Source organism: Flavobacterium flavipigmentatum, from assembly GCF_020911905.1.
Lineage (GTDB): Bacteria > Bacteroidota > Bacteroidia > Flavobacteriales > Flavobacteriaceae > Flavobacterium > Flavobacterium flavipigmentatum.
In genome coordinates, this window is the sequence record NZ_CP087133.1 from 2,065,305 (window position 1) to 2,080,435 (window position 15,131).

General features: G+C 33.2%; 2 protein-coding genes. Both read left to right on the plus strand.

The annotated features are described in order from the left end of the window. The first annotated feature begins 99 nt into the window (after positions 1-99). On the plus strand, positions 100-4,578 hold the full coding sequence (locus LNP22_RS09170) for a non-ribosomal peptide synthetase (RefSeq protein ID WP_229976267.1): 4,479 nt from the start codon (positions 100-102) through the stop codon (positions 4,576-4,578). 138 nt (positions 4,579-4,716) lie between these two features. Next, positions 4,717-15,105: a non-ribosomal peptide synthetase gene (locus LNP22_RS09175; protein ID WP_229976268.1), complete on the plus strand. Its 10,389-nt coding sequence runs from the start codon at positions 4,717-4,719 to the stop codon at positions 15,103-15,105. The last annotated feature ends 26 nt before the right edge of the window (positions 15,106-15,131 follow it).

A 15,131-nucleotide genomic window follows, 5' to 3' on the forward strand; every position in this document is an offset into this window, starting at 1 on the left:
TCATAAAAATCATCTTTAACAAATTTAGCCTCATATTTTTCACCTAAAGAATAGTAAAAACATTCTCTGGATTACTATTCTATTATAGAAACCTAATGTATGGATACACTACAATTTTTAAATTATTTAGCTGAAGAAAATATTAGAATCCAATTATCTGAGGATAATTTAGAAATTTCCTACGCTACTGAGGAAATTTCGGCTGTTACGATACAGGAAATAAAAAAGCGTAAATCTGAGATTATTGATTTCTTAAAACAAGATGATAATCATGAAAATGCAAATACTACAAACATACCTTTAGCACCAAAAGACTGGGATAATTATCCGTTAACGCCATCACAATCAAGATCATGGATTGTAAGTCAAAATTCTGGAGATAATTATGCATATAATATGTTTAAAGCATTTAGGTTTAAAGGAAATTTAGACGTTACTGCACTGGATAAAGCCTGTCATAAATTGATTGTCAGACATGAAAGTCTTAGAACTGTGTTTGCAGAAAATGATTACGGAGAAATAAGTCAATGGATCAAAAGTGCCGAAGCATTAAAATTTTCTATAAAACATATTGATTTTAATAACGAAGATACATCAGAACAAAGGTTAAGCGCTTTCATAAAAGAAGAGAGAGGAAAACCATTTAATTTAAAAACCGGTCCTATTTTTAAAGCTTCCCTCATACGTTTGGATACTGATGAATGGTTGTTTTTTATTATTATACATCACATCATTTGCGATAGCAGATCATTAAATATTCTGATACGTGATTTACTCTTTTTTTATAAAGAAGAAGTTTTGCAAATAAATAATTTGCTGCCGGAACTTCGATTACAATATAAAGATGTAGCCGTATGGAAAAGCAAACGCCTTCAGGATTTAGATTTAAGTAAAGAAAAAGCATATTGGCTAAATCAATTAGGTGGCGAATTGCCGCTCCTGCAATTACCGGAAGATTATAACAGACCAGCGGTTAGAAAATCTGAAGTAGGAATGCAAAGGCGCTATATCGACGCAAAAAAAGCAAAACAATTTAAAGCATACTGCAGAAATGAAGGCGGAACTTTGTTTACGGGATTGATGACTTTGTTTAATTTACTGTTTTATAAATACAGTGGACAAAAAGATATTATTTTGGGATTTCCGGTATACGGAAGGGATTTTTCTGAATTAGAAGATCAGGTAGGATTTTATGCCGATACGATTGCTTTAAGAACCCGTTTTTCAGAAAATAATACTTTTAAAGAATTATTTAATAATGTAAATACTCGTTCTTTTGAGGCCTACGAACACAGAGAATATCCTTTTGAAGAAATCGTAAATCAGCTTAATGCAGAAAGAGATCCTAGCCGAAACACCATATTTGATGTATTTGTGATCCTGCAAAATTTTAATGCATACTCCTTAGAAGATGATTTTCTGCAGGGAGGATTAAAGGTGAATGAATTTACAAAAAACCGTGAAGGTTACGCGGCTTATGACTTTACTTTCAATTTTTCAGAATTACAAGATGGCAGCCTTTTTTATGAAATAGAATATAATTTAGGAATCTATCGTGAAGAAACAGTAAAACGTTTAGGCGATCATTTAGAATATTTAATGGATCAAATTTTGGCAAATGATGCTATTGCCATAAAACGTATGGAGTTCGTGAATCCTTCGGAACGCAAAAAGATATTAGATTGGAGCAGAAACGAATCAGATACTAAATCACTATGTAATAATCGTGGAACGTTAGATTTCGGTCTTTATTATTTTGGAAACACCGGAACAGAAGAAAATCAATATCAGATATTACTGGAAGGAGCCGTTTATGCAGATAATAATGGATACAGTGCTATCTGGACACCTGAGCGTCATTTTAATGAATTTGGAGGGCCATTCCCAAACCCAAGTGTATTAGGTGCGGCAATAGCAGCAAAAACTCTAAATATAAGTATAAGAGCTGGAAGCGTCGTTGCAGGACTTCATCATCCGATAAGAATTGCAGAAGAATGGTCTGTAGTTGACAATATTTCCGGTGGAAGAGCAGGTCTTTGTTTTGCATCAGGATGGAATCCGAATGATTTTGTTTTCTATCCTGAAAATTTTAATAATCGAAAAAATATTTTATTCGATAGTATAAAAGCGGTTCGCTCATTGTGGAAAGGAGATTCGGTAAATTTTAAAGGAAGTGATACTATAGAAAAACCATTTAGGATATTACCCAAACCAATTCAAAAAGAGCTTCCTGTCTGGATTGCTTGTGGAGGATCTACAGAAACTTATGAAAAAGCAGGAGCAATTGGTGTAGGAATTTTAACAGGCTTATTTAATGGCAATTTTAGCGAATTAGAAGAAAAAATTGCGGTCTACAGAAAGGCTTATAAAAAGAACAATCATAAAAAAGACGGCGATAAAGTGGTTCTCATGCTACATACTTTTCTGGATGAAACGATAGAAAAAGCGCACGAAAAGGCAAGACCATCAATGAAAAAATACCTTTTAAAGTCTTTGGAAATGAGCGGTAAATTAGCTTCAGAATATGGAAATGGCCAATTAATTGAAAGTATAAACCCAAAAACAGTCGAAGAATTATTACTGTTTTCGGTTAATAAATACCTGAAAGAAAACAGCCTTATTGGAAATATTGAAAGTAGTTTTTCGATACTAAATAAAGCAGTACAATCAGGAGTAGACGAAATTGCCTGTCTCGTAGATTTTGGTATAGATAAAACAGCTGTGCTTGAAGCATTACCAAGAATTACACAATTGAAGGATAGTTTTAACGAAATTAAAAATGGAGTTTCGGCTAAAAGAAATGAGCATTCAATAGTACATCTTTTTAAGGAACAATCTCTTTTGCACCCCAACAATATTGCAGTTTCAGATGCTGATAGTTCTTTAACCTATGAAGAACTTTACTATAAAGCAGAAAACTTTGCCCGGTATTTAAAGCTAAAAAGAGCAAAAAAAGGAATGATTATTCCTTTATGTGTAAATCGTTCTGTAGATCAATTGGTGGGAGTTCTCGGAATTATGTTAACCGGAGCAGCCTTTTTACCTATAGATTCCAGTTTTCCAAAAAGAAGAATTAATCAAATTATAGAAGAAATAAATCCTGAATTACTGGTATCTCAAGAGGAACATATGTCTCTTTTCTGGCCGGATATCGAAAAAATAGATATTTATAATTTCCCTATTGTTGAAGATACTATCGAAGACGTAGAAATCAACGCTCAGGATTTAGCTTATGTCATGTTTACTTCGGGATCAACAGGAAAACCAAAAGGTGTGATGATAAGTCATCATGCACTCGAAAATGTAATACGGTCATTAATTCAGAAATTAGGATTAGATCATACTACAAAGTTTGTTGCAGTGACGCCTCTGATATTTGATATATCCTTATTAGAAGTTTTATTGCCTTTGTCAACTGGAGGGCAGGTTGTAATGACTAGTGAAAATAAAGGAAATGATATTTACCATCTCAATAAATTTCTTAAAAATAATACAGTAAGTCATATGCTTACTACGCCTTCAAGATGGAAAATGCTTTTAGATACAGGCTGGAAAAACACAGAAAATCTTGTTGTTCTGGCTGCGGGAGAAGATCTGGATCAGCAGCTAAAAAACAAATTGGTAAAATTGAATGGCAAAGGAATCTGGAATCTTTACGGACCAACAGAAACAACCATTATCTCAAGCTTGCAATTTTTAGAAGAAGAAGATATCGTAAGCATAGGAAAATCAATTGATAAAACAGGATTATATATTTTATCTGAAGAAAAAATGTTAATGCCTGAAGGTGCTGTGGGTGAACTTTATATAGCAGGTAGTGGTCTTGCTTTAGGATATTTTAACGATCCTGTACTTTCAGCTAGCGTATTTGTGGCGAATACTGTAGATCCGGAGACGGGATCTTTGTTATATAAAACGGGTGATTTAGCAAAATGGCTGCCAGATGGAACTTTAAAATATATAGGCAGAAAAAACAGTCAGATAAAAATAAGAGGTTATCGTATTGATTTAAAAGAAATCGAAAATGTATTAGAACAATATTCATCGGTAAAAAAAGCGATTCTGTTACTGAATGAATCTAGACAGGCAGAAAAAGAACTTACAGTTTATCTGAATACTGATGAAAAAATAGATTTTGTTTTACTAAGAGAATTTCTAAGAAGTTATTTGCCGGACTATATGATTCCTGAAAAATTTGTGACCATAAAGGAAATTCCGGTAACGATAAACGGAAAAACAGATACGAAAAAATTACGCCTGCTGGAGAATGATAAAGTGACGACTCAAAATACGTTTATCGCACCAAGAAATGAAACCGAAGGCAAACTTACTGAAATCTGGAAAAAGTTATTAATGCTGGAAGAAGTAAGTGTAAAGGATAATTTCTTTTTTCTTGGCGGAAATAGTCTGAAATTGGCAAAAATGAAGAATGAGATTTATAAAAAGTTTGGTATAGAACCGACCTCTTTAACCTTATTGCACGATCTTACCATAGAATCTTTTTCTATTGAGATCGAAAAATTATTGAACTACGATGATAATGCTGATGAGGTTGAATATGTAAAATTCAGCAGTTAATTAATCTTGTATTTTTTCTCGAAAATTATAAAATCAAATAACAGAATGCCTGATATCAAAGAATTATTTGATAAGCATTAACGCATAAATTAAAATTTATCTAACAATAAAATTCAGTTTAAACCAAAAAACATAATTATGGGCTACGATTTATTTACAAAGCTTAAAAAACTTAATGTTACTGTAAAAGTAACAGACGGGCAACTTGATATTAAAGCTCCCAAAGGTGTTTTAAATGAAGAATTACTAATTGAAATTAAAACCAAAAAAGAAGATTTAATCAATCTGATTAGTAAATACACTAAAGATAAGGCTAATGAGAAAAATCAAATTCCTGTTGCACCAAGTAGCGAACATTATCCGTTATCGTCATCTCAAAAAAGATTGTGGGTTCTAAGCCAGATTGATATGGCAAATTTCTCATACAATATACCAGGTCTGCAAGTTATTGAAGAAGTATTAGATGCCAATGCATTTATGCTGGCGACTCAGGATTTGTTTAACCATCACGAGATTTTAAGAACTGTTTTTAAGTCTTTAGAAAATGAAGATGTTAGACAGTTTATAATAGCTGCTGAAGATTTTGAATTTCCTTTTCAGCAAATTGATGTTGATAATGATGAGGTTAAATTAAATACAATTCTGGCAGAAGTAAAAAACACCATTTTTGATCTGGAAAAAGGACCTCTTTTTAAAGGAGTTCTGGTAAGAGTTACAGATAATAAATGGGTGTTTTCATATAATATGCACCACATTATCAGCGATGGCTGGTCGATGGATATCATGATTAATGAATTGCTGAACAATTATATTCTTAGAAGAAAAGGAGAATTCGTTTCAGGTCTTCCATTAAAAATTCATTACAAAGATTATGCAGTATGGCAGCAGCAGCGATTGGCCGATAAAGAATTTGATAAAGAAAGAAATTATTGGCTAACCAATCTTGAAGGCGATTTACCAACGCTTGCTCATTTTGGAGACAATCCACGCCCAGCTATTATGACTTACAACGGAAGTGTTGTAAAACGTACTATAGAGAATCTTTTAATTCAGCAATTTAAGTCTTTTTGCCAGGAGCAGGAAGGTACGCTGTTTATGGGCTGTCTGAGTATTTTAAATGTATTGCTGCATAAATATACAGAACAGGAAGACTTTATTATCGGAAGTCCGGTTTCTGGCAGAACACACAAAGATTTGGCAGATCAAATTGGGTTTTATGTCAATACAGTGGCGCTTAGAACGCAATTGGAAGGAAATAATTCTTTTAAAGAAATTTTTCAGCAAAATAAAATTGGCACCCTGAATGCTATAGAAAATCAGAATTATCCTTTTGATGAATTATTGGATAATCTGAACGTGAAAAGAGACCTAAGCCGTAGCCCGCTATTTGATGTTATGATTTCGGTACAAAATGAAAATCAACTCAATCAAAAAGCAGATGATTTATCGTATAATGAGTTTCTTGACAGAAGAGTTAGTAAATATGATTTGACTTTTACATTTGTAGAAAAAGCAGCATCATTTACAGTTGAATTAGAGTATAACAGGGATATTTTTTCAAAAGAAACTGCTTCGACACTTTTATATCATTTAGAAAACCTGTTGGTTGAAGTTCTCAAAAATCCTTCAGAAGAAATAAAATCGATCAATTGCCTGGATTCTGAGGAACAATTTGAACTTCTGGAAAATTTCAATAATACAGAAAAACAGTATCCGGACACGAGTTCTATTGTAAGTTTTTTTACAGAACAAGTTCAAAAAACGCCTCAAAATACAGCGCTGGTTTATAAAGATGTATCTTTTACCTATTCAGAATTAGATGCGGTTTCAAACCAATTGTCTCATTACTTAGAAAAGCAATATCTATTAGATAATGAAGATTTTATTGCCATTTTATTACCAAAAAGTGAATGGCAGATTATAGCTATTTTAGCCATTTTAAAAGCGAAATGTGCTTATGTGCCAATAGCTTCAGATTATCCGGAAAATAGAATTCATTTTATTTTAGAAGATACCAAATGTAAATTGGTCATAACAGAAGAAGAGATTGCTAACTTTTTGAATGTGCAGGCTGAATATTCGGATGTTAAAATAAGTAGCCCGTTAAGTCCATCTCATTTGGCTTACGTTATGTATACTTCTGGTTCTACGGGAGTTCCTAAAGGAGCGTTGATAGAACATGGCGGAGTAATTCGTTTGGTAAAAGAAAATAATTACGTTCAGCTAACAGGAAAAGAAGCACTGTTATCTACAGGTTCATTTTCTTTTGATGCGACAACTTTTGAATATTGGAGCATGTTACTTAATGGCGGAAAATTAGTTTTGTGTGATGAAAATACCTTACTGTCACCTCATGATTTATCAAAAATAATCAAAGAAGAAGGGATCACTATCATGTGGTTTACAGTGGGATTATTAAATCAGATTATAGATGATAATATAGAATTGTTTGAAGGATTAGATACAATACTGGCGGGAGGAGATAAACTATCCTTTGCGCATATTTATCGATTACAGCGTTCTTATCCACACTTGGAAATTATAAACGGATATGGACCAACTGAAAATACGACTTTTTCTTTGACTCATAAAATAGGAACTTTAAATAATACCAATATTCCTATCGGAAAACCGATAACGAATAGTACCATTTATATACTGGATAAAAATGATAATCTGGTACCAAAAGGAGTAATGGGCGAAATTTGTTTAGGTGGCGCTGGATTATCAAGAGGATATCTTAATCAGCCAAAACTAACTCGCGAAAAATTTGTATTGCATCCTTTTAAAGGAAACAAGCGTTTGTACAAAACCGGAGATTTAGGAAGATGGCTTAAAGATGGAACCGTAGAGTTTTTAGGCAGAAAAGACAACCAAATAAAATTACGTGGTTACAGAATAGAATTAGGAGAAATCGAAAGTGTATTATCACAGCACGAAGCTATAAATTCTTCGTTGGTGATGGTTCATCAGGACAATGAAAATGAAAAGGTACTGGTTGCTTACATTACCGTAAATGCGCCAGTAAATATTTCAAATTTAAAGCAATGGCTTTCAGAACGTCTGCCTTATTATATGGTGCCTAATTATCTGGAAGTGCTGGATATTTTTCCATTAAATGTAAATGGAAAAGTAGACAGGTCTAAATTGCCTTTACCGGAATCAATGAATTTTGATGAAAGAGAAGTGTATACAGAGCCTGCTACAGCACTTGAAAAATCTTTAGCAAAAATATGGGAAGACGTTTTAGGCATTTCAAAAGTAGGGTTGGAGGACAACTTTTTTGATATAGGCGGACATAGTTTAAAAGCGACTAAACTAATCAGTAAAATTCACAAAGAATTTCAGGTAAAACTGAAACTAAAGGATTTATTTGTTCATGCCAGTCTGCAATCTCAATGCAAATTAATAGCCGAAGCACAACATTCTGGCTACAGCAAAATTCCCGTATTGGCCAAACAAAATGGCTATCCGCTGTCACTTATGCAACGCCGTTTATGGATACTAAGCCAGCATAAGGCAGCAAATATTGCCTACAACATGTCTGGAGCTTATGTTTTTGAAGGCGATTTAAATGTTGATATTTTAGAAGAAGCGTTTATACAATTGATCAAGCGTCATGAAATCCTGCGAACAAGCTTTAAAGAAGATGCTAACAGAGAAATACTGCAGTATGTTACTGAGCCTGAAAATGTTTTTTTTACCATAAAAAATATAGATTTGAGAGGAACAGAGAAATCAGTTCTTGATAAATATCTGTCTGAAGATTTAATGGCTCCGTTTGATTTATCTTCAGGAAAATTATTAAAAGCAAGTATCTACAGAATATCAGAAAATCGTTGGATTTTTAGCAATGTCATTCATCACATTATTAGTGATGGCTGGTCTTTAGGTATAATTGTAAATGAATTATTATACCTGTACAATACACTCCTAACCGGAGAATCAGTAACATTGACTCCGCTAAATGTTCAGTACAAAGATTATTCATCATGGCAACTTAAAGAGTTAAGCGATTCCAGATTAGAATTTCATAAAGGTTATTGGATAAATCAGTTTAAAGGAGATTTGCCTGTTTTAGATTTATCAGGAGGAAAACAGCGCCCAATTACAAAAACATATAATGGAGGCGTTTATAATAAAATAATTTCAGGCGAAGTAAGTAATAAATTGGCAGAATTTCTTAAAACAGAAGAAACCACTTTGTTTATGGGATTGTTAAGTGCGGTTAATGTATTGTTTTACCATTACACCAATCAGGAAGACATTACAATTGGAAGTCCAATCGCAGGCAGGGACCACACCGATTTAGAAAACCAAATTGGTTTTTATGTCAATACGCTGGCGTTGAGAACCAATTTTTCGAAAAATGATACTTTCAAAACAGTTTTAGCTAAAGTAAAAGAAGTTGTTTTAGGCGCTCACGAACATCAGTTATATCCTTTTGATGAATTAGTTTCATCCCTGAATATTACAAGGGATATGAGTCGTAATCCGTTATTTGATGTGCAGGTTATTGTTCAGAATAATGAGGATACTGCTAATACAGAATTAAAAAACTTAACTGTTACCGCTTACCAGGGCGAATTGCCTCACTCTAGCGTATTTGATTTGGTATTTAATTTTGTTGAATCTGAAAATGGTTTAGCGACAAGTATTATTTACAATAGTGATGTATTTGATTCAGAAAAAATTGAACAATTTGCCAGCCATCTTGAATATTTATTGGCTGCTTTATTACAGGATACAGAATTGCCAATAGAAGAAGTAAAATGGTTATCTGAAGAAGAAAAACAGCATTTACTAAGTTTTAATTCGAAACAAATGCACTATGACCAATCAAAAACGGTCTTAGAAATGGTAAATGAGCAGGTGAACAAAAATCCTGAAGCCATAGCAATTGCTTTTGAAGGAACTCAGATTACTTATTTTGAATTACACCAACGCTCGAATCAGCTGGCTCATTTTTTACTTGAAAATTATACGATAGAACCTAATGATTTTGTGGGTATAATGATGGATCGCTCTGATTTGATGTTCATTGGGATTTTAGGAATATTAAAAGCAGGAGCTGCTTATGTGCCTATAGATCCTGATTATCCGGTTTCAAGAAAAGAATTTATTCTAAAAGATACCAACGTAAAAGTATTCCTGACACAATCAGATTATATTTTTGATTTAGCGTATTATCAAGGAGAAATATTTGCCATGGATTTGCAGCTGGATACTTTAGCAGATCCGGTAACTAATCCAGAAATAAACGTTTTACCGGAACACTTGGCTTATATTATTTATACGTCAGGATCTACAGGAAATCCGAAAGGAGTTGTAGTAACTCATGCTAATTTACAGCATTCGTTAGCACCAAGAAATGAGGTATATGTTCCTGTAAAATGTTTCTTATTATTGTCATCTTTTGCTTTTGACAGTTCAGTAGCCGGAATATTCAGCACTTTAACAAACGGAGGAAAATTAGCGATCACTACTAATGCCAATATTGCGAATGTAAGCTTTATTGCTGATTATATTGTTGCTGAAAAAGTGAGTCATTTATTAACGGTTCCTTCTTACTATAAATTGCTTTTGACGGGTTTACAAGGCAAAGAAACCGCTCTGGAAGAAGTTACAGTAGCCGGAGAAACCTGCCCAATAAGCCTGATTGAAGATCATTTTAAGAGTAAAATAGGACAGGCAGGCTGTCAGTTATTTAATGAATATGGCCCTACTGAATGTTCGGTTTGGAGTAGTGTTCACAAATACGAAGAAGGAAAACCGGTAACGGCAACCATCGGAAAACCAATTGCCAATACACATATTTATATCTTAAACGATAAAGAAGATTTGGTTCCCGTAGGTGTCATTGGCGAATTGCACATTGGCGGTAATGGTGTTACCAAAGGATATTTGAATAATCCGGAATTAACGAATCAAAAATTTGTAAAAGATCCGTTTCAGAAATCGGGACTTATGTATAAAACCGGCGATTTAGGAAGATGGAATTCAGAAGGTGAAATTGAATTTCTGGGACGAAAAGACAATCAGGTAAAAGTAAGAGGATATCGTATAGAATTAAACGAAGTACAATATGCTATCGAGCAATCTGGCTTTGTACAATCGGCTGTAGTTTTAACAAAAGAAAACAAATCAGGCGATAATGAATTGTATGCTTATCTGGTTGCAGACGAAGCATTAAACACTTCAGATTTAAAACAGTATTTAAAAGATTTGTTGCCGGGTTATGCCGTTCCTACTCACTTTATTATGCTGACCAATTTTCCTGCAACACCAAACGGAAAAATTGATATCAAAGCATTATTAGAAATTGGTGATACAGAAAACAGAACCGGAGAAGAATATGTAGCGCCACAATCCGAAGAAGAAATTGCCTTAGTCAATATTTGGCAAACCGTTTTGGACAAAGAAAAAATAGGCGTAAACGATCGATTTTTTGATTTAGGAGGTGACTCTATTAAGGTATTAAAAATTGTTAACGGTATTTATAACGAAATGCAATTAGAAATCAGTATTTCAGATATCTATACCTACGATAATATTTCAAAATTAGCTGATTTTATCATCAATAATAAAAAATCACTTGATAGTAGAAAAGCAGATGGTATAGAAGCAAGAAAAGACGTTGTAGAATATATTGATGCTATAAAAAACAGTGTTTTAGAATCTTTAGATGAAAATAAATCTGAAGCAATAGAAGATTTGTACCCAATGAGTGACATTCAGAAAGGAATGGTTTACGAATCCTTATTGTATGAAGGAACCAGTATCTATCACGATCAAATCATTAATCAGAGACAATTCATCAATTTTGACATTTCGGTTTTCAGGCTGGCCATGCAATTAATGGTAGACAAACATGAGATTCTAAGAGCAGGTTTTAATATGCAGGATTATGAGCAGGAAGTTCAAATCGTGTATAAAAATGTTGAGGTTCCGGTGGTTTATCAGGATTTATCTCATCTGAATTCCCTGAAAGAAAAAGAAAAAGTTATTGGCACATTTCTTCAGTCAGAATTAGGAAATCCGTTTGATGTAACTAGCGCACCTTTATTCAGAATGGCCTCTTTTAATATTGGTAATGATACTATTGTTTTTATTTCTCAATGTCACCACGCTATTATTGATGGTTGGAGTGACTCGATGCTTCTAACAGAATTAAATAACTTATATCTCAATCTTTTAGAAGACATCACTTTTAGACCGGAAAAAATAAAAGCCAGTTATAAAAACTATGTAATCGAACACGAAATCGATAAAAAAGATACTGAAATTCAGTCATTTTGGAAAGAAGAATTACAAGATTCAAATAAACTCAACATCTTTACCAATACTCCTGTAAGCAGCATTTACGGAAATATATTGTCTGAAAATGAAGTAAGTGAATTAAAATCGCTGGCATCTAATTTTGGTACAACTGTAAAAGAGGTTTCCTTGAGCGCTTACTTGTATATGTTAAGTATCTTAAATGCTGATCCGGATGTTGTGACAGGTTTAGTAACCAACAACAGGCCAGGCTGCGAAGATGGAGATAAAATTTTAGGATGTTTTTTAAACACCATTCCGCTTCGCTTTGCTATTGATTATGAAGTAACTGTGAAAGATTTTATCATTGAAGTTCAAAATAAACTAATCGCTTTAAAGAAATATGAAAGACTTAGTTTATTACAAATAGCAAGTTTATCTGATAATCAGCAAAGTAATGAGAATCCGTTTTTTGATGTTTATTTTAACTACGTTGATTTTTATACTTACGATATGATAAAAAACGATATAAAAGAAAACAACAATCTCGATAAAGAAGAAGAAAGGGTTTCGTTAATAGGAGCCAATAAAACAAATACATTTTTAGATTTTAATGTAAACACAACAGGTGATCTGTATCACGCAAGTCTTTCATTAACCAAAAAACTGAAATCAGGATTAAGTGTAGAACAAGTAAATGATTTATACTTTTCGATATTAAGATCATTTATAGCTTCTCCAAACAAATTACTAAAATCAGTTGACTATTTAGGTGCAAAAGAAAAACACACTTTGCTGCATGAGTTTAATGATACCAAGCATGAATTTCCTTCAGAAACAACGCTAGGAGCTTTATTTGCAAAACAGGTAGAAAATTCGCCTAATAAAATTGCCTTGGTATTTCAACAAAAAGAATTCACATTCTCTGAACTAAATGAAAAATCAAATCAATTAGCACATTATCTGAAAGCCAATTACACTTTAGGTGCAAATGACTTAATAGCGGTAGCATTGCCTAGAAGTGAGTGGATGATTACAGCCATTTTAGCGATACACAAAATAGGCGGGGCTTATGTGCCAATAGATCCTAAACATCCTCAGGATCGTATTGATTACATCGTTCAGGACAGTTCGAGTGCTTTGATTATAGATGCAAAAGTACTAGGAGAATTTCAGGCTTTAGCTGAAAATTATTCAAAAGAGAATCTGATATTAATCAATAAGCCTACAGATATTGCTTATGTACTTTATACATCAGGCTCTACAGGAAACCCTAAAGGATGTATACTGGAACACAGTGGAGTTGTAAACAGAATTCAGTGGATGTGGGAAGCATTTGATTACACCAATCAGGATGTCATTTTACAGAAAACAACATTCACTTTTGATGTTTCGGTTTGGGAAATTTTCATGCCATTGTGCTGGGGAACCAAAATGGTATTATGTTCTGATGAAGATGTGAATATTCCTCAAAACATCGAAGCCTTAATAAAAAATCATAAAGTAACCTGTCTGCATTTTGTACCAAGTATGCTGGATGTTTTTATTGACAGTTTATTTGATGAATCGTATGATTTTAGTAACCTAAGCAGTTTAAAACAGGTTATTACCAGCGGAGAAGCTTTACAATTAAATACCGTTAAAAAATGGTATGAAAAACTGGAAACTCCAATACAAAATTTATACGGACCAACGGAAGCTTCTATTGATGTGACATATTATATGACTTCAAAACAGGATATAGTTATTCCAATTGGTAAACCGGTTTGGAATACTTCTATCTACATTTTGGATGCAAATAATAATCTTGTTCCTATAGGATGTTCAGGCGAAATTTATTTAGCAGGAACTGGATTGGCAAGAGGATATCTCAACCGTCCAGAATTAACAGCAGAAAAATTTGTAGCAAACCCTTTTGCTCCTGGCGAAAAAATGTATAAAACAGGAGACATAGGAAAATGGACTTCTGAAGGAAATATCATTTATGTAGGAAGAAATGACAATCAGCTTAAAATTAGAGGATTTAGAATTGAGCTGGGAGAAATTGAGCAATGTTTATTAGAAATCGAAACGTTGGATTCTGCAACGGTATTAGCCAGAAAATCGGTATCAAATGAGATAGATCTTGTTGCTTATGTAGTGAGTAATTTTGAGTTGGATGTAAAAGGAATTAAAGAAGCTCTAAAAAAGAAACTTCCTGAATATATGGTTCCGAATCATTTTGTGAAGCTTGAAACATTGCCGGTTACGCTAAATGGTAAACTCGATAGAAAAAAATTATTGGCCATTTCTACAGATTCAGATACACAGGCTGTTGAAATAGTAAAACCTGAGAATGATTTAGAAGACAAGATTCTTCAAATATGGAAAGAAATTTTATCTAAAGAAGAAATAAGCGTTACAGCTAACTTTTTTGAAATTGGAGGTCATAGTTTAAGAGCAATCAAATTACAGTCGATGCTAAAAAGAAAACTGGATCTGAATCTTTCTATAAAAGACATTTATAACAGAGCAACCATAAAAAGACTGGCCGCAGACGGAGAAAGATCAAATTCGTTACTTATAGACTTACAGGTTAATAACCGTAATAACACAATTTATTTCATTCCGCCATTTACAGGTAGTTCGATTTTGTATCATCCTTTAGCCAAAGCTTTAAGCAACGAATTTGATTCAATCGGACTGCAATACAAAGGTTTAGAGCATCAGGAAGAATTCTGTACATCTATCGAAGAAATGGCAAAATGTTTCATCGATGAGATTAAAAGTAAACATCAAACTGATGAACCATTTGTAGTATTTGGTTATTCTATGGGAGCTGCCATTGCATTTGAAATAGTAAAAGAAATCGAAAAACACTACAGCAACATAGATTTAATTCTTGTAGACAGACCTACTTTTATAGAAGGAGACCAGCTCGAGTTACAAAACATGGATCATCAGGCAGATTGGTTACTGTTAGAATATAAAAAGGTCATAAATCTGGATGAAGAACAAGAGAAACATGTTTTGTCTTTTCTTAAAAACAATTTGGTGCTTAATAATTTGTATCAACTTCAGGGGAAAATTTCCAGCAACATCTATGCTTTTGAAGCTGCCGATAATCAATATAAAGGCAATATGCAGAACTGGCAGCATTACACAAACGGAAGTTTAAAACATCATTATTTATCGGGCACGCATTGGGATGCATTCTCTGAACAAAATTTTGAAGGTTATCTGGAATTATTCAGAAATATTTATGAAAAAACGAGTATAGAAACAATTTAATATCAAACCAACTTAAAAAATAAATT

Coding starts and splice junctions, on each gene's coding strand:
- LNP22_RS09170 (WP_229976267.1), top strand. CDS start 100: ATGGATACACTACAATTTTTAAATTATTTAGCTGAAGAAAATATTAGA.
- LNP22_RS09175 (WP_229976268.1), top strand. CDS start 4,717: ATGGGCTACGATTTATTTACAAAGCTTAAAAAACTTAATGTTACTGTA.